Below are 19,364 nucleotides of genomic sequence, written 5' to 3' on the forward strand. Positions count from 1 at the left end.
CACCCCTCCCTACTCGACGTGGGTTATGAACCGGAGGAAGTCGGCGATCCTGGCGCCCGGCTCCCACCAGTATCCTGCGGTGGCCGCGGCGACCCCCGCCGCGATGATCAGCATTATCACGAGCTTGGCGGAATCCTGGCCCTTGAGGCTGCCGAGCAGCTTGGGTTCGCGGGACAGGTAGGCGCTGGCTGCGAAGAGCTCCTCGCCTATGAGCGTGTAGTCGCATGCCGCGATGAAGAAGGGGAGCTGGCTGGGCATGGCAGTGCCGGCGATCTGGATCGCGCCCACGCTCTTGCCCGTCTCGGCGAGGATCAGGCTCTCGGCGTAGAAGGTGCCGAGGAGGAAGATGGCCGCCGGCCTCTGCCTGACCATGATCCCGTCCACTCCTGCCGCGTACCCGAACTGGTCGTCGGTGAGGTAGTTGATGTTGTCCCTTCGGAAGGCGTCGGGACGGCCCGCCTGCAGGTAGGCCTCCTTGACCACCTCCTGGGCCACGCTCATGACGACGCTCCGGGTGTTGGGCACGAGGAGGCCCGCGCCGTACTCGGCGGTCTTCGACGCCACCCTGCCCAGTATGACCATGCTGGCGATGGTCTGGATGTCGTCCATGTCCATGATGCCCGGGATGTAGAGGACGGGACGGCCCATCTCGGTCGCGCGCCCCACTGCATCGTCGACGGCGGAGAGCCCGGCGATCTCGCGGATGAAGAGGGGTCTGCCCCTCCTGCCCCTGTCGATGTACCAGAAGATCACCCCAGCGAGCAGGGTGAGTATCACGAGCATCCCGACCCGGCCGGAGTGGATCCACTGGGCCGAGGGGGTGGCGGATGCGGGTTCGCTGCGGCCGGCGGGCGCTCCGCCGGACCATGCCTCGAGGGTGTACACGTATTCGGTGCCCTCATCGAGCCCCTCGTCGATGAAGAGGTCGGTGCCCGGGAGGATCCACCCGGCATCAGTCTCGACGCCGCCCGAGGCCCTGATGATCCTTATGGAGTCTGCAAGCGGGCTGTCCGCGCCGATGGCCCAGCTGAGCTCCAGGGCGCCTCCGGCGTCGTTCGGCGCATCCACCGCCGTCACCGACTCGAAGGAAATGTTCGCTGCCCCTCCCGGCATGGCCGGCGCTGGCTCGCACGCAGCGGAACCGGCCGGGGGCGCCCCTCCGCCCGCCGGCACCGGCTGCGAACCAGCCACCTGTGCAAGCACCAAGAGGGTCGTGCAGACACGGTCGATCCTCATCAGCACCCTCCTTCGGCCCGGTCCCGGGGGCAGGTGCGCGGAAGGGGAGCCGGAGCTCCCCTTCCATTCACCGCCGTGCGGGACGGTTCAAGCTAGTCCTCTATCAGTTCTACGTTCGCTCTCGGGACCACGGCCCTGGACGAGTCGGCGAACTCCACCTCCAGGACCCTGACCTTCGCTTCCGTCTCGAGCTGCTGGAGCTCGGCCGGCAGGGCCGCGACCTTCCCCAGCCTGCCGAAGTACGGAGCCCTGATGACCCTTATCGGGGAGCCGACGTTCATGGCTCCCTGCTCGCCGGGCTTCTCGGCCCCCAGCACCGACTCGTCCACGGGGACGACCACCTCGGGCCTTATCACTCCCGCCCTGATCTGAGTGGCCCCGTTGATGCTGGCCTGCATGCCCTCCCTGCTGCAGAGGAGGTCGAAGGTGTTCCGGGCCATGTGCATCCTGCCGAAGCCCTCGGTGAGGATCAGCGTGATGCCCTTGTTCTCGTGGCCGGTGATGGCGACGCCCAGGTCGAAGCCGAGGAAGTCCTTGAGGTCCCTGTCGTCGAAGCCTCCGGTGACTATGCCCTTCACGCCCGAGGCCACGGCCTTCTTCAGGGTGGCATGGCTGACGTACGATCCGCCTATCAGGATCTTCCCCTCGCAGGACTTGTCGATGAGGTCGGCGGTCAGCTCCTGCTCGGGGTTCTTCACGGCCTTCCGGATCTCGCCCCTGGTCTCCCCTCCGATGCCGAAGATGCCCTGGACGAAGGTGGCCCTCGTCTCGACCACGACGCCCTCGTCCTCTATCACGTCCACGATCCTGCCCTTCACGTAGGCCTCGATCGTGACGGGCGAGGGGGGCTCGCGGAGGACGGCCTGCCCGGTGACCTTGTTGAAGCTCTCGAAGGTGCCGGCGATGGGGGATTTGACGGTGTTCTTGAAGAGCCCGAAGATCCCCTTCGACTGCGCCAGGATCTCGTCCTGGGCGAGGGGATCCCCCTCCTTCTTCAGCAGGAGGGCGGGTATGTCGTCGGGCGGGACGCCGAGGATGTTGGCCAGGTTGACCATCTTGACGTTTCCCGGCAGTTCCGTGCGGGCGACCACCGTATCCGCCGCCACCTCGTCGCCCGGGGAGACCAGGACCCTGCCCTTCAGGGGAAGGCGGCGCTCCTTGCGGATGACTGCCACGTCGGCGACGCGCAGTCCGGGGGTGTATGCGAAGGCCATCTCCTACCTCCCAAGGGAAAGGAACTTGTCAGGGTAGGCGGTGAGAGCCATGGCCCACTCCTGGAGCTTCTTGACCCGTTCCGAATCGCCCGCGGGCAGCACGAACGGCCTGCCCCTGCCGTCGAGCACGACTCCGACCACTCCGCCCTCGAGGTCGACTTCGATGTTCCTCCCGGCCCCCTCGCCGAGGTCGACGCCCTTGGCGGGGCGGATCGACGTGCGGGCCTTCTCGCCCACGCCGAGGGGGATGACCTGCATGCGCCCGAATTCGATGACGGCCTCGCGGGTCTTCCCGTCGGGCATGTGCATCGTGAGCGCCGCGGCCTGCTGGCCATCCCTGCCCTGGCCCGCGGGGGCCACGCAGGAGCCGAGCCTGATGAGGCAGTCCTTGTCGAACACCTCGGTGGCTGCCCTGGGCAGCACTTCGGACAGCACCCCGAGCTGGGGCATCATGAAGATCGAGTCGACCGCGAGCATCGTTACGCCCTCGGGGACGAACGAATCGATGAGCATCATCGCGGCCTGGCTCCTCCTGGGGGCGTGCGACAGCACGCCGCCCGAACCTATGAGGAGATCCAGCTGCATCATGTTCACGAGCGTCGCCCCGGTCTGGGTCTGGTCGAAGGCGTCGCCTATCGTCCGCTCCTGGGCCACGCCCTTCAGGCCGACCGCGAGCTCACGGTGCTGGACGAGCGCCAGCCTGAGGGCTTCGCGTGCGATGGCCTGCTCGACGATGAGCTCCTCGAGGGTCTGGGGGACGGTCGTGGGGCGGATCATCTTGTTCCTGATGCGGTTCCTGAGGTCGGCCTCGTCCATCCTGAAGGGCACCCACCGCATCACGTTCTCGAGCCCCGCGCTGGCGAGCACGTTGGAAACGCTGTAACTCATGCCCAGATTGGCGGACACCGTGCGGTTGAACACCGGCTGGCCCTCGCTGTCGAACACGGAGAAGACGTCGGTCGTCGCGCCGCCGATGTCCACGCCCATGACGTGGATGCCTTCCGCCTTGGCGACCATCTCGATCAGCTTGCCTACGGCGCCGGGGGTGGGCATGATGGGCACGTTCTCCCAGTCGTTCCCCACGTAGTGTCCGGCCCACTGCATCAGCTTGCCGTATCCCGGCGCCTGCGCCATCACGTGCTCCATGAAGAGCTCGTGGATCGTGTCGCGGGCGGGGCCGAGGTTCTCCCTCTCCAGCACGGGCCTGATGTTGGGCACGACCTTCAGGGCGGCGATGTCCGCCAGCTCGTGGCTGACCTCGTCCGCGGCGTCCTTGTTGCCGGCGTAGATGACGGGCAGCTTGTATCCCACGCCGAAGCGGGGCTTGGGATCGGCGGCCCTGATGACCTGCGCGAGCTCGACGACGTGGTCGACCGTTCCGCCGTCGATCCCGCCCGACTGCAGGATCATGTCGGGGCGCAACCGGCGGATGTCGGCCACCTTCTCGTGGAACAGGCGGCCGTCGTTCGACGCCACCACGTCCATCACGATCGCACCGGCCCCGAGGGCGGCCCTCTGGGCGCTCTCGCCGGTCATGCTCTTCACGACCCCGGCGACGGTCATCTGGAGCCCGCCGCCGGCCGAGGAGGTGGACATGTAGATGTCGACGCCACGGGTCGGGTCGTCACCCACGAAGACGCCCTCCTTGTCGTCGGTGAGGAACTGCCTCCCCATGAGGTCCTCTATCTCCCCGACGGCGTTGAGCACGCCCTTGGTGACGTCCTCCGCGGGGGCCTCGACCGTGGTGGGCGCCTCGCCCCTCGTGATGAGGCGGTACTCGCCCTCCCTCTTCTCGATGAGGATGGCCTTGGTCGTCGTGCTTCCGCAGTCGGTCGCCAGTATCCTAGTTATCTCCTTGTCGGCCAATGCCGTCTCCCTTCGGATCCCCGCGGCCGGAGCCGCGCCGGAACCATGAGAACCACCGCCGCCCGCCGCGCCGGGCTGCCTTTCGGGCATCCCTCGCGGCCGACTCCCGGGCGTTCTCGTCCTCTATCGCGCAGATCAGCTTCTCGACGTTGTCGCGGTCCTCGAGCATCCTGACGAACTTCTGGTAATCCTTCGAGTCGACCACGAGGCTCACCATCGGATCCAGGAAGATGAGCATCTGGTTGCCCAGGAACGAGAGTGGCTTCACCGACTCGAGCAGGACCACGGCGGGCACGGTGAGCTGTCGCTCCACCACCCTGCGGGCGATGCGCGCCGACAGCTCGCCGAAATCCTCGCCGGCACCCTCACCCGGCAGGCTTTCCAGAGATCCTGTCACGAACGAACGCAACGACACCCTCCCTGCCGCCCGGGGCGAACTGGACGGCCAGACCCCTGAACTTCGCCAGGGGCGTCGGCTTCGGGAAAGGGCTCAGGAGCATGCCGCGGGAATCCGTCGTGAAGCTCCTGACCTCTCTCCAGGTGCGTTTCTCCGTGCCGAAGACCGACTTCTTCTCGACGCCCGTTTCGTCCATGCGGAATCTGGTGGGCAGGAAGAAGCTCCACAACGACAGAGCCAGCAGGCCGAAGCCCAGGATCCCCCACCACGGACCGTTCCCGAAACGGGCTGCGAACACGGAGGCACAGAGCATTATAACGACGAGGACGGCCGCGGCCAGGGGACGTTCCCTGGCCGGGTGCGCCGTCCATTCCAGCACGGGGACGGGATGGTCCCCTACGAGCTCTCCCATCCCTCCACGACTTCCAGTTCCTTCACGGCCCTGACCTCGTCGAGCCTGAGGACGGGGGTCGCGCAGGGTGCGTCGGTGACGAGATGAGGCTTCTCGTCGACCTCGCGCGCGATCGACAGCATGGCCCCGGCGAAGGCGTCGAGGGACTCGAGGCTCTCGGTCTCGGTTGGCTCGATCATCATGGACTCGTGGACTATCATGGGGAAGTAGACCGTCGGAGCGTGGAACCCGTAGTCCAGGAGCCTCTTGGCCATGTCGAGCGTCTTGACGCCCTTCCTGGCCTGCCTCTCGCCGCATATGACGAACTCGTGCATGCACGGGCCGTCGTCGTAGGGGATGTCGAAGGCCTCCCTCAGCAGGGCCTTGAGATAGTTGGCGTTGAGGAGCGCCGTCTCCGAGGCCTCGCGGAGACCTTCGGGCCCGAGCGTCCTGATGTATGCCCAGGCCCTGGCCAGCACGCCGAAGTGCCCGTGGAACGCCAGCATGCGTCCGAACGAGGCCCTTGCTCTGCCCATCGCGGGCCTGCCTTCCGCCGTCCTGATGACGACGGGGTCGGGGAGGTACTTCGCCAGGTCCTGCCTGCACGCCACCGGACCGGAACCCGGCCCGCCGCCGCCGTGAGGCGTGGAGAAGGTCTTGTGCAGGTTGAGGTGGCAGACGTCGAACCCCATGTCGCCAGGTCGTGCTATTCCCATGAGGGCGTTCATGTTGGCGCCGTCCATGTAGCACAGGCCGCCGGCTTCGTGGACGATCCTCGTGATCTCCCCGATGCCGGATTCGAAGATGCCGAGCGTGTTGGGGTTGGTGAGCATCAGCCCTGCCGTGGCCGGCCCCGCCTTGGAGCGGAGATCGTCTATGTCGACCTCGCCCTTCGCGTTCGACTTCACGTTCACGGTGCGGAAGCCCGCCAGGGTGCAGGACGCGGGGTTCGTGCCGTGGGCGGAGTCGGGCATCAGGATCTCGAGCCTGCCGGTGTCGCCCCTCTCGAGGTGCCAGTGGCGTATCAGGAGGAGGCCCGTCATCTCGCCGTGGGCGCCTGCGGCCGGCTGGAGAGTGACCGCGTCGAAGCCGGTGATCTCGCACAGGTACCGGCCCAGGTTCTCCATCAGTTCGAGGGCGCCCTCGCAGAGTTCCGCGGGGGCCAGGGGATGGAGGCCGGCGAAGCCGGGGAGCCTGGCGATGTCCTCGTTGAGCTTCGGATTGTACTTCATCGTGCAGGAGCCGAGCGGGTACATCTCCTTGTCGAGGTGGAAGTTCAGGGTGCTCAGGTTGACGAAGTGCCTGACGGTCTGTGACTCGCTCACCTCGGGGAGGCCGACGGCCCCCTTCCGGAGGGCGTCGGTGCCGAAAGTGGCTGCGGGATCGACCCTGGGGACGTCGAGGGCGGGCAGGTCCATGCCCCTCCTGCCGCAGCAGCTCTCGTGGAAGATCGTGCCTTCGGTCATGCCGCACCTCCCCCGCAGATCGCCGTCAGGACTCCTGCGAGTCCGTCCATCTCGGCTCTCGTGCGCTTCTCTGTCACCGCGGTGAGGAGAGCGCCCCTCCCGAGCGACGGCACCGGAACCCCGGCCAGGTAGCCCTTGTCGGCGGCCTTCCGCACGAGTTCATCGGCATCGACGGGATACTCGAGCACGAACTCCCTGTAGAAAGGAGCCGTGAACACCCTCCTGACGCCTTCGATGCCGGCCAGCCGGCCTTCGAGGTAGACGGCCTTCGAGTGGCACTGCAGGGATGTCTCCCTGAAGCCGCTCTCTCCTGCGAGCGAGAGGTAGACGGTGTTGGCGAGCGCCATCAGGGCCTGGTTGGAGCAGATGTTGCTGGTGGCCTTCTCGCGCCTGATGTGCTGCTCGCGTGTCTGGAGGGTGAGGACGTATCCGGTCTGCCCCGCCTTGTCGACCGTGCGGCCGATTATGCGCCCGGGCATGTTGCGCACGAGGTCCTTCCGGCAGGCCATGAAGCCGACGTAGGGGCCTCCGAAGGAGAGCTGGACGCCCATGCTCTGGCCCTCGCCCACCGCGATGTCGGCCCCGGCGGCTCCGGGGGACTCCAGTACCGCGGCGGCCACGGGATCCGTGACTGCGACGAGCAGCGCGCCTGCGGCGTGCGCGGCATCGGAGGCGGCCTTCAGGTCCTGGACGATGCCGTGGAAGTCGGGCTGCTGCACCATCAGCGCGGCGCATCCTTCGAGGAGCCCGGCCGCGGCGGCCATGTCGAGCCTTCCGTCGGGCAGGAGCGGGATGCGGACGATCCCGAATCCGCCCTGGGCCAGATAGGTTTCGATCACGGCCAGGTATCTGGGGTTGAGGGAGGCCGGCACGGCCACCCTGTCTCGCTTCGTGGCGCGCATGGCCATGAGGGCGGCCTCCGCGGCCGCGCTCGCCCCGTCGTACATGGAGGCGTTGGCGCAGTCGAGGCCCGTGAGCCTGGCCATCATGGTCTGGTATTCGAAGATGCACTGCAGCGTGCCCTGGCTCACCTCGGCCTGGTAGGGCGTGTAGGCGGTGTAGAACTCGCTGCGCAGGAGTATGTGGTCGATCACCGAGGGGATGAAGTGGTCGTAGGCGCCTGCACCGGCGAAACAGACCAGGCCTGCCGCCCGGTTCCGCTCCGCGAGGGCGGAAGCCTCCCTGGTGAGTTCGAGTTCGCTGGCCGGAGAGGGGAGATCGAGCCTGCGGCCCAGCCTCTTCTCTGCCGGAACGGCGGAGACGAGCTCATCCACCGACCCGATGCCGATCGTGTCGAGCATCCGGCGCCTGTCGGCACCGAGGATCGAAGTGAATCTGCTCATCTGGCGCCTATTCCCCCGCGATCTCCCCGTACTGGGCGGGGGTGAGGAGAGCATCGAACTGGGAGGCGTCGGCGGGCCTGATCCTGATGAGCCAGCCGTCTCCGTAGCAGTCCCTGTTCACGAGGCCGGGATCGGACTCGAGGGCGGCGTTGGCTTCGGCCACCTTGCCGTCGACGGGGGCGAAGAAGTCCTCGGCGGTCTTGACCGCCTCGAGCACGCCGGTGCTGTCGCCAGCGCGGAGGTCCCCGCCCTGGGGCGGCAGCTCGACCATCACGATCTCGCCCATCAGCTCCTGCGCGTGGTCGGTGATGCCCATGGTCAGGGTGCCGTCGGCTCCGCGCCTGACCCACTCGTGGCTCTTCGTGTACTTCAGATCTCCGGGAATGCTGCTCATTCCTGCGCTCCTTCCGGAAAGCCTGTTACCGGCGGGTGCCGGCGGTGTAGAAGGGGGTCTTCGAGACGCTGACGGGGATCCTGCGCCCCCGGATATCGGCTTCCAGTGCGGTGCCGGCCTTCGAGAGCCCCTTCTCTACATATCCTAGCCCGACTGCGGTGTTCAGGGCGGGGGCCATGCTCCCGCTGGTGACGACTCCGACCCTGCGGCCGCCCTGGTATAGCTCGGTGCCGTGGCGGATGATGCCCTTCCCCTCCACTTTGAGCCCCACGAGCAGACGCGAGGTGCCGTCCTCCTTCTGGCGCCTCAGGACGTCGCGGCCCACGAAATCCTTGTCGGTGGCCAGCTTGACGACCCATCCGAGCTTCGCCTCGAGAGGGGAGGTGGAATGGTCGATGTCGTTCCCGTAGAGGACGTACCCGACCTCGAGCCTGAGGGTGTCCCTCGCCGCGAGGCCCACCGGCACGATTCCGAAATCCTGCCCGGCCTTCATCACGGCATCCCAGACGGCGGGGGCGTCGGCGGCCTGGACGTAGAACTCGAACCCGTCCTCGCCGGTGTAGCCCGTGCGCGCTATGACGGCACCGCATCCCGCGACCTTCCCCTGCACCTGGGCGTAATAGGCGATGGCGTCGAGGTTCTCGGTCGTGAGCCTCGAGGCCAGCTCCTGGGCCTTCGGGCCCTGGATGGCCACGAGGGCGGTTTCGTCGCTCTCGTTCGTGATCCTCACGTCGCAGGTCCCGGCGTGGCTGGTGACCCAGGCCCAGTCCTTGTCGATGTTGGAAGCGTTGACAACCATGAGGTAATCGTCGTCCGCGAGCCTGTAGACGATCAGGTCGTCGACGATGCCGGCGTCCGGGTAGCACATGGCGCTGTAGAAGGCCTTGCCCGGCTCGACGTCGGCGTTGTTGGTGAGCAGGCCGTCGAGGAACTCCCTCGCGCCCTTCCCGCGGACCCTGAACTCGCCCATGTGGGAGAGGTCGAAGACGCCCACTCCCCTCCTGACTGCGAGATGCTCCTCGATGACGCTGCCGTAGCGGATCGGCATCAGATAGCCCGCGAACGGCTCGATGTGGGCCCCGAGGGCTACGTGCCTGCTGTAGAGTGGGGTTTCCTTGTCCATAGGTTATCTTCTCCCTGAAGCATATGGAAAAACTCTGCCGAATCTACTAGCGCCCCCCTCCCGGGGCAATGAGAGGGGGACGGGTGCCCGGAAACGGGGGAAGAGCCGCCGGAGACGCAAGGGACTGGCTCCGCGGCCTCGGGATCCCGTCATGGACCTGGCCGGGGCCGCCCGGGGCGGAGGGCGCGTACGACCTGCTCCTGCCGTCCGGGCGGAGAGCCCTCGTCAGGCCCTGGCCGGATGCGGGTGCGGGCTTCGAGGACATGGCGTCGGCCGGGTGCGAGTATCTGATAGCGGTCGTCCCCGATGCTTCCGGGAGGATGATCCCCACGGCCCTGGTGACGCTGGCATGCCCCGGCCTGCGCGCGGATCCGCTCGGGAGACCTCCGCTGGACTCGCTCGACTGCCTCCCCCCGGAGGAGATAGCGGTTCTCGAGGGGAGGCCCCGCAGTCCCCGGCTCGCATTCCTGCTGGTTTCGCTCGCGCTCCTCCTGGCGGGAGATCCGGTCGCTCCCCCTCCATCGCTGGGCGTCGCCGGAACGAGTCGAAAGCGGAAATGAGCCCGGCCTGTCCGGTTCGGACAGGCCGGGCCGGGCATCAGTACCGGGGGCCCGGGCTCAGAGCCCCGGGCAGGCCTCCACGATGCTGGCATCCAGATTCTTGTCCCCGTATGACTTCCTGAACTTCGCGGCGAACTCCGAGGCCAGCCGGCCCGCCCTCTCGCGGTAGGCGGCCGCGTCGGCCCAGGTGTTCTCCGGCTTCAGCACCGAGCCGTCGGGGACGCCCGGGCAGGAGTCGGGAACCATCACCTTGAAGAACGGATCGGCAGTGAAGGACACGTCCGAGAGCCCCCCCGAGAGTGCGGCCGAGACCATCGCCCTGGTGAGGGTGATGTCCATCCTCCTGCCGACTCCGTACGGGCCGCCGCTCCAGCCGGTGTTCACCAGAAAGACGGAAGTGCCGTGCTTGTCGAGCTTGTCGCCCAGCATGCCGGCGTAGATGTCCGGAAGGAGGGGCATGAAAGGCGCTCCGAAGAAGCGCGAGAAGGTGCTCTTCGGCTCTACGATCCCTGCCTCCGTTCCCGCCAGCTTGCTGGTGTAGCCCATCAGGAACCACAGCATGGCCTGCCCCCTCGTGAGTTTCGCGAGCGGCGGCAGCACACCGTTGGCATCGGCGGTGAGGAACAGGATCGTGCCGGGGTGCCCCGAGACGGGCGGTTCCTTGACGTTCGACAGGAACGTCAGGGGGAAGGAGCCCCTCGAGTTGGGCGTGAACCGCTCGTCGTCGAGGTCGAACGTCCCGTCGGGATAGACCATGGCGTTCTCGATGATGGCGCCGTGCTGCTCGACCGGCGCCTCGTGGAAGCAGGCCCGGTAGATCTCGGGCTCCTTGCGCGGGTTGAGGTTGATCAGCTTGGCGTAGCAGCCGTATTCGTAGTTGCTGATCCTCTTGTCCGTCCAGGCGTGCTCGTCGTCGCCGAGGAGCGCCCTCTCGGGATCGGCCGACAGGGTGGTCTTGCCGGTTCCGGACAGGCCGAGGAGGAGGGCGGAGTCGCCCTTCGGCCCTTCGTTGGCGCTGCAGTGCAGGGACAGGATGCCGTTCAGGGGCAGCACGTAGTTCATGACGGTGAAGATCAGCTTCTTCACGCTGCCGCAGTAGGCCGAGCCGAAGACGACGCCGATGTTCTTGTCGAAGTCCATCCCGATCATCATCGTCGAGGTGTGGCCCAGCCTCGGGTCGATGCGAAGCCTGCCCTCGTACCTGGCGGGATCGAGCTTGCGGTCGGGGACCACGACGAGGGTGAACGGCCTGTCCCTGAAGATGCTGCTTGCGAGCACCTTCTCGTCGAAGGGGCGGAACATGTTGTAGGTGAACAGGGTGGTGAGCGCCTTGTTGGAGACGGTCTTCACGTGCAGCGCGCATTCGGGATCGGAGCCGACCAGCCTGTCAGTCACGTAGAGCTTCGAGGAAGCCCCGTAGGCCGCGAGCGCGTCCTCCAGGACCATGTCGAAGGTCTCCTCGTCGACCGGGAGGCAGTTCGGGCTGGACCAGTCGATGTTGCCCGCGCTCGAGGGCCGCTTGACGATGAGCGTGTCCTCGGGGCTCCTGCCCGTGGATTCGGGGCGGGTCCACGTCGCGAGGGCGCCGCAGGCGGCCACGGAGGCCTCCCTGTTCCTGACGCACTCCATGATCATCTCGGGGCGGGGGATGTTGGTCATGACCACTCCCCCGCGCGAAGACAGGAAACCTGCCAGTCTGTCCTGGAAGATCATCTTTCCTCCCGTTTTGCGGATTGCCTGCGGGCGCGGGACGCGCCGACCACCTTGGCTCTAGAATAAGCCATGTCGTGGATCGAGGCTAGGCCGGGCACCGCCGGGCGGCTTCCGTGGAGCATGGTGCCGCGCTATCTTCCGGCTCGTCCTCGTTGCATCGGAGAACACGATTGAAGCTGATACTCCTGGATGTCGACATGACGCTGATCTCCGCCAGAGGAGCGGGGATGGCCTCGCTCGACGCGGCGATGTCCGACCTGTTCGGCATCGAGCGCGGGTTCGAGGGAGTCGAGTTCGCGGGCAGGACGGACAGGCTGATCGTCGAGGACGGCCTCTCCGCCAACGGCCTCGCACCGTCGGACGACATGGTGTCGCGGGTCCGGGAGGCCTACATCAGGAACCTCGCGGGCAGGCTCTCGGCGGGATGGCCCGCCTCGGTGCTGGGGGGTGTGAACGAACTGCTGGACCTGCTTACCCGCAGGGAGGATGCGTGCTTCGGCCTCCTCACGGGGAACTGGAAGGAGGGCGCCTTCCTCAAGCTCGCGGCCTGCGGCATCGACCGGTACTTCAGGTTCGGTGCGTTCGCGGAATGCGGCAGGATGAGGAGGGAGCTCATACCCCACGCGCTCGGGATGGCCGAGGCGGTGTGCGGCCGGCGCCCCAGCCCGGCCGACACGTGGATCGTCGGTGACACGCCTCACGACGTATCCTGCGGGCGCGACTGGAACCTGCGGACCCTCGGCGTGGCCACAGGGCCGTACGGTGTCGAGACCCTCGCGGAGTGCGGGGCGGATGCCGTGCTTCCGGACCTCTCCTCCACGGAGACGGTCGAGCGGATCATCTTCGGATGAAGAGCCTGAAGGGCCGGATGTCGCCCAGGCTGGCCTGGGGCCTGTACGACTGGGCCGATTCCGCCTTCGTGACGACCATCGTAGCCGCCGTGCTCCCGGTCTACTTCGCTTCGGTGGTTTGCGGCGGGAGCGCCGAAGTCTCGTTCCGGCTGCTTTTCTGGGATGTATCGGGAAGCCCCACTTCGCTCTGGGGCTACGCGGCCTCGATCGCGGCCCTGCTGGTCGCCGTCGCGTCGCCGGTCGCGGGCGCCCTGGCCGACGCGGGCGGCAGGCGGAAGGTCTGGCTGGCCTCCTCCGCCGCGCTCGGGATCGCGTCGTCGGCCATGCTCTCGCTCTCCGGGCCGGGAACGGTCCTCTACACCCTGGCCTTCCTGGCGGTCGGAGAGGTCGGGTTCTCGGGGGCACAGGTCTTCTACAACTCGTTGCTCGGGGATGTCTCGCGCAGCGCAGGCGAGCGGGACTCCGTCTCGTCGGGCGGCTTCGCGCTGGGCTACCTCGGCGGGGGGCTGCTGCTCGCCCTGAACACCCTGATGATCGCGCGGCCCGGCATGTTCGGGCTGGCCGACGCGGCAGCCGCCTCGAGGGCCGGTTTCGCCACCGTGGCGGTATGGTGGGCGGTGTTCTCGATCCCGCTGTTCCTGTTCGTGCACGAGGGCGGTCCGGCCGGGAGGGCCCGCGGATCGCTGCGCGAGGCGGCCGGGATGCTCGCGGGCACGGCCAGGGACGTCATGTCGCGGAGAGACCTGAGGCTCTTCCTGATCGCCTTCCTGCTGTACAACGACGGCATCCAGACCGTCATCCTGATGGCGAGCGTCTACGGCAAGTCGGATCTCGGCCTGGACACCTCCTCGCTGGTCGGGGCCCTCCTCGTGACCCAGATCGTCGGAGTGCCCGGAAGCCTGGGTTTCGGACGGGCCGCGGGGAGGATCGGCGCGCGGAAGGCCCTGCTGGGAGGCATAGCGGCATATCTCGCGATCGTCCTTCTCGCATCGGGCATGGACGATTCCGCTGACTTCATGGTCCTGGCGGTCCTGGTCGGGCTGTTCCAGGGCGGCATGCAGGCAGTGAGCAGGAGCTTCTTCTCGAGGCTCGTCCCGCCGGGACGGAACGCCGAGTATTTCGGCTTCTTCTCGGTCTCGACGCGCTTCGCCAGCATCTTCGGACCGCTGCTCTTCGCCCTGGTCAGGGACGTGACCGGAGAGGGCAGAGCGGCGATACTTGCCGTGGCCGTGCTGTTCCTGGCCGGCGGAGCGGTCCTTTCGTTCGTCAGGGATCCGGAGGTCGTCTGATGCTTGCGGTTGCGCTGGGTTGCATTGCGGCCGTGCTCCTCGAGGAGCTCTTCCTCCGGACGAGCCGGCTCAGGCTCCTGGACGACCCAGACCGGACGGGGGACGGCCTCACTCCCTCCCTCCGGGGCAGGATCGAGGTGTTCCGCAGAAGGTACAGGTTCATACGGGTGGTCCAGTTCGTGGTATTCGGGCTGCTCTGGGTGCTCGTGGCCGAAGCCACCGAAGGGGCGGTGACGGTCTCCCCCCTCGGCCAGCTCACCACGGCGCTGCTCCTGCTCCAGTTCATAAGGGTGCTGGGCCGCCGCGTGGTCAAGAGCTGGCCGCTGCTCACCGTCACTGCGCTGCAGCAGACCCTCCAGGCCTTCCTCGTGATGGTGATGGCCGCGGCCGGATACGGGGCGGCGGGCGGCGGCGGCGCTCCTGCGCTCGTCTCCGGGTTCTCGGTGGTCGCGGCCACTGTCGCATCGGCCGTTTCGTTCTCCTCTTCCGCGGTCTACCTCGGCAGGATGTCGTCGCGGGGGGCCAGGCTGTTCGGCGAGGAACCCCCGCCCCTGGCGGCTTCGGAAGCCATCGGCCGGCGGGCGCTGGCCGCGACGTCCTTCTTCCTTGCGGCCTCGGTCGCAGCCGGCGCCCTGTCGGAGGCGGGCTTCCCGAGAGCGGCAGATGTGTCCGCCGCGGCCCTGCTGGCGGTATCCGCCGTGTCGCTCGCCCTGTGCCTCGACCGGGGCAGGGTCCACCACCCGGCCGGCATGGTCATGGCCCTCCTCCCCTATCCGCTCCTCCTCGCGGCGATGGTCACCGGGCTGTTCTCGACGGGTTCCTGAGATGTCCGGCATCCTGCTGGTCCAGCTCCCCCTCAACGGGACGGCGGCCTTCGAGCCCACCGGGAACACGCCCCTCGCAGGGGGGATCCTCGCTGCGGCCCTCGGGCTCGACGGCTCGTCGGTGCTCGGGCGTGACGAGGTCGACTTGCTCGGCGACAGGGCCCTGGCGGACGTCATCGCCGCAAGGGGGCCGGACACCGTCGGTTTCACGCTCTACTCCTGGAACGCCGAGCGGTCTGCATATCTGGCCTCCCTCCTGAGGAAGGCCCTCCCTTCGGCGAGGCTGATCGCAGGAGGGCCCGAGGTGCACCCCGACAACGAATGGCTGGTTTCTTCCGGAGCATTCGACGTCCTCGTGTCGGGCGAGGGCGAGCCCGCGGCCCGGATCCTGGTCGGGGATGCCGGCATACCGCAGGGCACGCTGATCTCGACGGGATTCCAGGACTTCGCGCCGGGAACCTGGCCCGACCCCTGGCTCTCGGGCGTGATCGCGCCCGGAGATGACGGCTCGGTGATGGTCGAGACGGTCAGGGGATGCCCGTCGGGCTGCGTCTACTGCAGCTACAGGAGGAGGCACCCCGTACCACGGGTCATGCCCGCCCCGGAGGCGTCGGCGCTCGTCAGGAAGCTGTCCGCGCTGGGGGGGCGGGAGCTCGTCTTCATCGACCCCACGTTCAACGCGAGGCCGGGCTTCGACGAACTCCTCGCCGGGCTCGCGGGTCTCGGGCAGAGGTGCTTCGCCGAGCTCAGGGGCGAGGGGCTCGATGACACGGCGGCGGAGGCTCTCCGTGCCGCGGGGTTCGAGACCGTCGAACTGGGGCTCCAGACATCGGACAGGCGCGCGCTGGAGATCTGCGGCAGGCCCTCCGATCCCCCGAGGGTGGTCGCCGCCGCCGCGATGCTGGGCGGGCACGGGATCTCACCCGTCGTTGACATCATCCTGGGGCTCCCGGGTGACACGAGGAACGGCCCGGTCGAGGCTGCGCGCATGCTGGCGGACGCCGGGGCCGGATCGAGGGTCCAGGCCTTCTACCTGTCGGCGCTGCCGGGGACCGGGATAAGGAGTTTCGCCGCGGGATACGGGGTCTCCTTCATGGACAGACCGCCCTACTACGTGGTCGAGACCCCCTGGGGTGGCGTCGGCGAGCTGCATGCCGCGCGCGAGGAGATATCGGACATCCTGGGCTACGACGCCGATCTCGTACCCAGACCGCTCCTGATCGAGGGCTGGCCCGGGACCGAGACGGTCGACCTGGACACCGGCCGCGGCCCCGGGGGCGATCCGCCTTCGTTCCGGCACGGGAGCCTGAGGCTTTCGTCGTGCGACCTCTGGAGTCACAGGGAGAGGATCGCGGCCCTGGTGCGGAGGAGGATCGAGGCCGATCCCTTCTGCGTCCTGGACGTGGTGCTCGAGCCCCGGGGGCCGTTCCCCTCCGATCTCCCGGACTGGATCAGATGCCTGGCCCCCGTGAACGACTACTCCTCACGCATGGCCGCGAGGCACGGCCTCGACGGGAACCTCAGGGTTTCCACCCTCCTGCGCGATCCGGGCGCGTTCGACAGGGCCTGGCTCGACGGGCTGGCGTGCGAGTGCACGGTGGTCGCCGACGCTGATTCTCCCGGCGCTCTCCCCCACGAGCTCGACGGGCTGGGCATCGGCACGAGGCTGCGCGGCGGGGGCTGGGATCTCGCGGAGCTGTCGGGCTCAATCGACGATCCGCTCTCCGTCTTCTTCGAGTCCGAGCTTCTCGAGAAACTCTGGTGCACGATCCACCTGGGGTCCGAATAGGGGCTCCGCTCCGTTTCAGCTAGAGAAAGTTAAAGGAGTTAAAAGCGTTCTGGAGGAGTTGACCTATTATTAGGCAAGCCTAATATTGGGGCATGGACATGACCCGGAGCATGGAGGACTACCTGAGGGTGGTCCACGATCTCTCGCGCGACACCGGCCGCGTGCGCGTCGCCGACATAGCCAGGGCGAGGGGCGTGAGCATGGCGAGCGTCTGCGAGGCGCTGGCGAAGCTCGACAGGGAGGGCCTGCTCGAATACCAGAAGGGCGCCTCCGGCACCATCTCGCTCACCGGGGAGGGGGCCAGGGCGGCCGGCAGGCTTTCGTCCACGCACGACTTCCTCGTCTCCTTCCTGAGGGATCTCCTCGGTGTGAATCCTTCCGACGCGGAGAGGGACGCCTGCTCGATGGAGCACGTCCTGAGCCGCGACACCCTGTCCCACCTGGTGGCCTTCCAGCAGTTCGCGGATTCCAGATCCTGCGGCGGGGAGAGGCTCAGGGACGCATACCTCAGGTCCGAGCCCAGGGGGGGCGAGGAGGACGGTCCCCCGGGGCACGGCCGCCGCGGCCACGGGACGGGGGGCGGAGCCGTTCATGCCGGAACCGGCCTTTCCGACATCCCAAAGGGATCCAGGGCCAGGATAGTCCATCTCCACGCCGCCTGCCGGATCAGGCAGAGGCTCGCCGACATGGGCATCCTTCCAGGAGTCGAAGTCGAGGTCCTCCGCAGGGCGCCCCTGGGAGGCCCCGTCGAGATAGCCCTCGACGGATTCGCGCTCTCCCTCAGGCGCGCGGAGGCGAGGTCCGTCGAGGTGGAGCCGCTGGCATGAACGAGATCAGGGTACTGCTGGCCGGAAACCCCAATACCGGCAAGTCCACGATCTTCAACCGCCTGACCGGTGCATCGGCCCACGAGGGCAACTACCCCGGCGTCACCGTCGAGCTCGCATGCGGCTCCCGCGCCTGCGGCGAATCGCTTTTCCGCTTCGTCGACCTGCCGGGGCAGTACAGCCTCGCCCCCGCCTCGGAGGACGAGGCCGTCGCCGTCAGGTACATCCTGGACAATCCCGGCGACATCATCCTCGACGTCCTCGACGCCAGGAACCTCGAGCGGAACCTGCTCCTGACGATCCAGCTCGCCCGCCTCGGGACGAGGCTCGTCGTCGCGCTCAACATGTGCGACGAGGCTTCGGCGGAAGGCAGGATGCCCGATATGGGGATTCTCTCCGACAGGCTCGGAGTGCCGGTCGTGGCGACGGTCGGCAGGACGGGCGAGGGCATCGACGCCCTCCTGGAGGCGATAGCCGGCGCGGCCGCCGGGACCGTTCACGCCAGGCCCCTGCGCCTCGGAGGAGACGCTGAGGAGCAGATAGCCGAAGTGGCCTCCCTGCTGCCGGATGGTCGGCTCTCGCCATCCGGGCTGGCATCGATGCTCGTCGAGGGCAACCCCGAAGCCGTCGCCATGATCAGGAGAACGATGCCCGGGGCGGCCGGGGCGGTCATAGACAGGTCGACCCGGGCGGCCGCGAGGCTGGAGGCTCTGTACGGCGATCCGGCCCCGCTGGTGCTGGCGGCTCTCAGGAGGGGCCTGGCGGCGGGTCTGGTGAGGGAGGCGGTGGGAGTCCCGGGGCGGAGGTTCACGGAGCCGGCCGCCACAAGGCGTATCGATTCGATCGTGCTGAACCGCTATCTCGGCTTCCCCGTACTGGCGCTCCTGATGTTCCTCACGTTCTGGCTGACCTTCCAGGCTTCCGCCCCGCTGGAGGGGCTGATCGGATCCCTGTTCGGGCTGCTGTCGGAAGGGATCGGGCGGGCCCTGCCGGAAGGAGCCCTGCGCTCCCTCGTGACGGACGGGATCATCGGCGGAGTGGGGGGAGTCCTGCTCTACGTCCCCGGGATCTCGGTGCTCTTCCTCGCCATCTCCCTCATGGAGGACACGGGGTACATGGCCCGCGCCGCCTTTCTGACCGACGGCCTGATGCACAGGTTCGGGCTCAACGGCCGGAGTATCATCCCGATGCTGCTGGGATTCGGCTGCACGGTTCCCGCCGTCCTCGCGACCCGCACGATCGAGAGCAGGCGCGACAGGCTGGCCACCATCCTCGTTCTGCCGCTCTTCTCCTGCGGCGCACGCCTGCCGGTCTTCCTGCTGGTCGCGGGCGCCTTCTTCCCGGGCAGGCAGGCCGCCGTGCTGATCCTCACGTACGGGCTGGGCATCCTGCTCGCCCTCCTCGCGGCGAGGTTCCTCACCCGGTCCGTCATCCGCGGGGGGGACTCGCCCTTCGTCATGGAGCTGCCCCCGTACAGGCTCCCGACCGCCAGGGCCCTCACCAGGCACGTCTGGGCGCGCGTGAGCCACTACCTGGCCAAGGCCGGGACGGTGATCCTGGCCTTCTCCGCCGCCCTGTGGCTGATGGGCTACTTCCCGAGGCCGCAGGCGGGGGCCGATCCCGCGGAGGCGCTCGAAGCCTCCTTCTCCGGCAGGCTCGGGCACGCGCTGGAACCCCTGGTCGAGCCCCTGGGCTTCGACTGGAGGATCGCGACTGCACTGACCGGCTCGATCGGCGCCAGGGAGCTCTTCATCTCCCAGATGGCGATACTCGCGTCCCTCGGCGGAGGAGGCGACGCCGGCCTCGCGCACGAGATGTCCTCACGATACTCGCCCGGCACCGGCGCCGCCCTTGTCGTCTTCATGCTGATCTCGGCGCCGTGCCTGTCGGCGGTCGCCGTGACGGCCCGTGAGACGCGGAGCTGGAAGATGGCTCTCGGCCAGTATGCGGCCCTGACCGCCCTCGCCTGGCTGGCCGCGTTCGCGGTGAAGACGCTGCTCGGCTAGAACGCCGGCGGCCGGAACGGGATCTGTCTCTTATACACATCTGACGCTGCCGACGAGTTCCGAACGGTGTAGATC

General features: G+C 67.9%; 17 protein-coding genes. 7 read left to right on the forward strand and 10 right to left on the reverse strand.

The window, feature by feature from the left end:
* Positions 1-9 precede the first annotated feature (9 nt).
* The 9 genes from QUS11_07870 to gcvT form a co-directional block, all read right to left on the reverse strand.
* Positions 10-1,236: a hypothetical protein gene (locus QUS11_07870; GenBank protein MDM7993214.1), complete on the reverse strand. Its 1,227-nt coding sequence runs from the start codon at positions 1,234-1,236 to the stop codon at positions 10-12.
* Positions 1,237-1,328: 92 nt separating this feature from the next.
* Positions 1,329-2,450: a hypothetical protein gene (locus QUS11_07875; protein MDM7993215.1), complete on the reverse strand. Its 1,122-nt coding sequence runs from the start codon at positions 2,448-2,450 to the stop codon at positions 1,329-1,331.
* A 3-nt stretch (positions 2,451-2,453) separates the two neighbouring features.
* Entirely contained in the window at positions 2,454-4,316 is a 1,863-nt protein-coding gene (locus QUS11_07880) for a glutamate mutase L (protein ID MDM7993216.1), read from the reverse strand.
* Positions 4,294-4,725 carry a hypothetical protein gene (locus tag QUS11_07885; GenBank protein MDM7993217.1) on the reverse strand — a complete coding sequence of 144 codons (432 nt, stop codon included), beginning with the start codon at positions 4,723-4,725 and terminating at the stop codon, positions 4,294-4,296. Before QUS11_07885 ends, QUS11_07880 begins: the two co-directional genes overlap by 23 nt.
* Entirely contained in the window at positions 4,682-5,125 is a 444-nt protein-coding gene (locus QUS11_07890) for a hypothetical protein (protein MDM7993218.1), read from the reverse strand. Before QUS11_07890 ends, QUS11_07885 begins: the two co-directional genes overlap by 44 nt.
* The gene (gcvPB, locus tag QUS11_07895; GenBank protein ID MDM7993219.1) at positions 5,110-6,570 is read right to left on the reverse strand and encodes an aminomethyl-transferring glycine dehydrogenase subunit GcvPB; all 1,461 of its coding nucleotides are present in this window, start codon (positions 6,568-6,570) and stop codon (positions 5,110-5,112) included. Before gcvPB ends, QUS11_07890 begins: the two co-directional genes overlap by 16 nt.
* Positions 6,567-7,913 carry an aminomethyl-transferring glycine dehydrogenase subunit GcvPA gene (gene gcvPA / locus QUS11_07900; protein MDM7993220.1) on the reverse strand — a complete coding sequence of 449 codons (1,347 nt, stop codon included), beginning with the start codon at positions 7,911-7,913 and terminating at the stop codon, positions 6,567-6,569. The genes gcvPB and gcvPA overlap by 4 nt, the downstream gene beginning before the upstream one ends.
* Positions 7,914-7,920: 7 nt before the next feature.
* The gene (gene gcvH / locus QUS11_07905; protein MDM7993221.1) at positions 7,921-8,307 is read right to left on the reverse strand and encodes a glycine cleavage system protein GcvH; all 387 of its coding nucleotides are present in this window, start codon (positions 8,305-8,307) and stop codon (positions 7,921-7,923) included.
* Positions 8,308-8,332: 25 nt separating this feature from the next.
* Complete coding sequence (gene gcvT / locus QUS11_07910) at positions 8,333-9,430, reverse strand: glycine cleavage system aminomethyltransferase GcvT (protein ID MDM7993222.1); 1,098 nt, start codon at positions 9,428-9,430, stop codon at positions 8,333-8,335.
* Positions 9,431-9,513: 83 nt separating this feature from the next.
* Here gcvT and QUS11_07915 point away from each other — a divergent pair, with 83 nt between their 5' ends.
* Entirely contained in the window at positions 9,514-9,990 is a 477-nt protein-coding gene (locus tag QUS11_07915) for a hypothetical protein (protein MDM7993223.1), read from the forward strand.
* A gap of 57 nt (positions 9,991-10,047) precedes the next feature.
* Here the strand turns inward: QUS11_07915 and QUS11_07920 are convergent, their stop codons facing one another.
* The gene (locus tag QUS11_07920; GenBank protein MDM7993224.1) at positions 10,048-11,703 is read right to left on the reverse strand and encodes a phosphoenolpyruvate carboxykinase (ATP); all 1,656 of its coding nucleotides are present in this window, start codon (positions 11,701-11,703) and stop codon (positions 10,048-10,050) included.
* Positions 11,704-11,873: 170 nt separating this feature from the next.
* Between QUS11_07920 and QUS11_07925 the strand changes: the two genes are divergently transcribed.
* From QUS11_07925 to feoB, 6 genes are all read left to right on the forward strand, one after another.
* Entirely contained in the window at positions 11,874-12,554 is a 681-nt protein-coding gene (locus QUS11_07925; protein ID MDM7993225.1) for an HAD hydrolase-like protein, read from the forward strand.
* A complete protein-coding gene (locus QUS11_07930) occupies positions 12,551-13,843 on the forward strand; it encodes an MFS transporter (protein ID MDM7993226.1) in 1,293 nt (430 codons plus the stop codon). The genes QUS11_07925 and QUS11_07930 overlap by 4 nt, the downstream gene beginning before the upstream one ends.
* Positions 13,843-14,667: a hypothetical protein gene (locus tag QUS11_07935; GenBank protein MDM7993227.1), complete on the forward strand. Its 825-nt coding sequence runs from the start codon at positions 13,843-13,845 to the stop codon at positions 14,665-14,667. Before QUS11_07930 ends, QUS11_07935 begins: the two co-directional genes overlap by 1 nt.
* Position 14,668: 1 nt before the next feature.
* Positions 14,669-16,456: a radical SAM protein gene (locus tag QUS11_07940; protein ID MDM7993228.1), complete on the forward strand. Its 1,788-nt coding sequence runs from the start codon at positions 14,669-14,671 to the stop codon at positions 16,454-16,456.
* 98 nt (positions 16,457-16,554) lie between these two features.
* A complete protein-coding gene (locus tag QUS11_07945) occupies positions 16,555-17,283 on the forward strand; it encodes a metal-dependent transcriptional regulator (protein MDM7993229.1) in 729 nt (242 codons plus the stop codon).
* On the forward strand, positions 17,280-19,289 hold the full coding sequence (feoB, locus tag QUS11_07950; protein ID MDM7993230.1) for a ferrous iron transport protein B: 2,010 nt from the start codon (positions 17,280-17,282) through the stop codon (positions 19,287-19,289). The genes QUS11_07945 and feoB overlap by 4 nt, the downstream gene beginning before the upstream one ends.
* Positions 19,290-19,364 lie beyond the last annotated feature (75 nt).

The sequence above is a fragment of the Candidatus Fermentibacter sp. genome (assembly GCA_030373045.1).
Taxonomy (GTDB): domain Bacteria; phylum Fermentibacterota; class Fermentibacteria; order Fermentibacterales; family Fermentibacteraceae; genus Fermentibacter.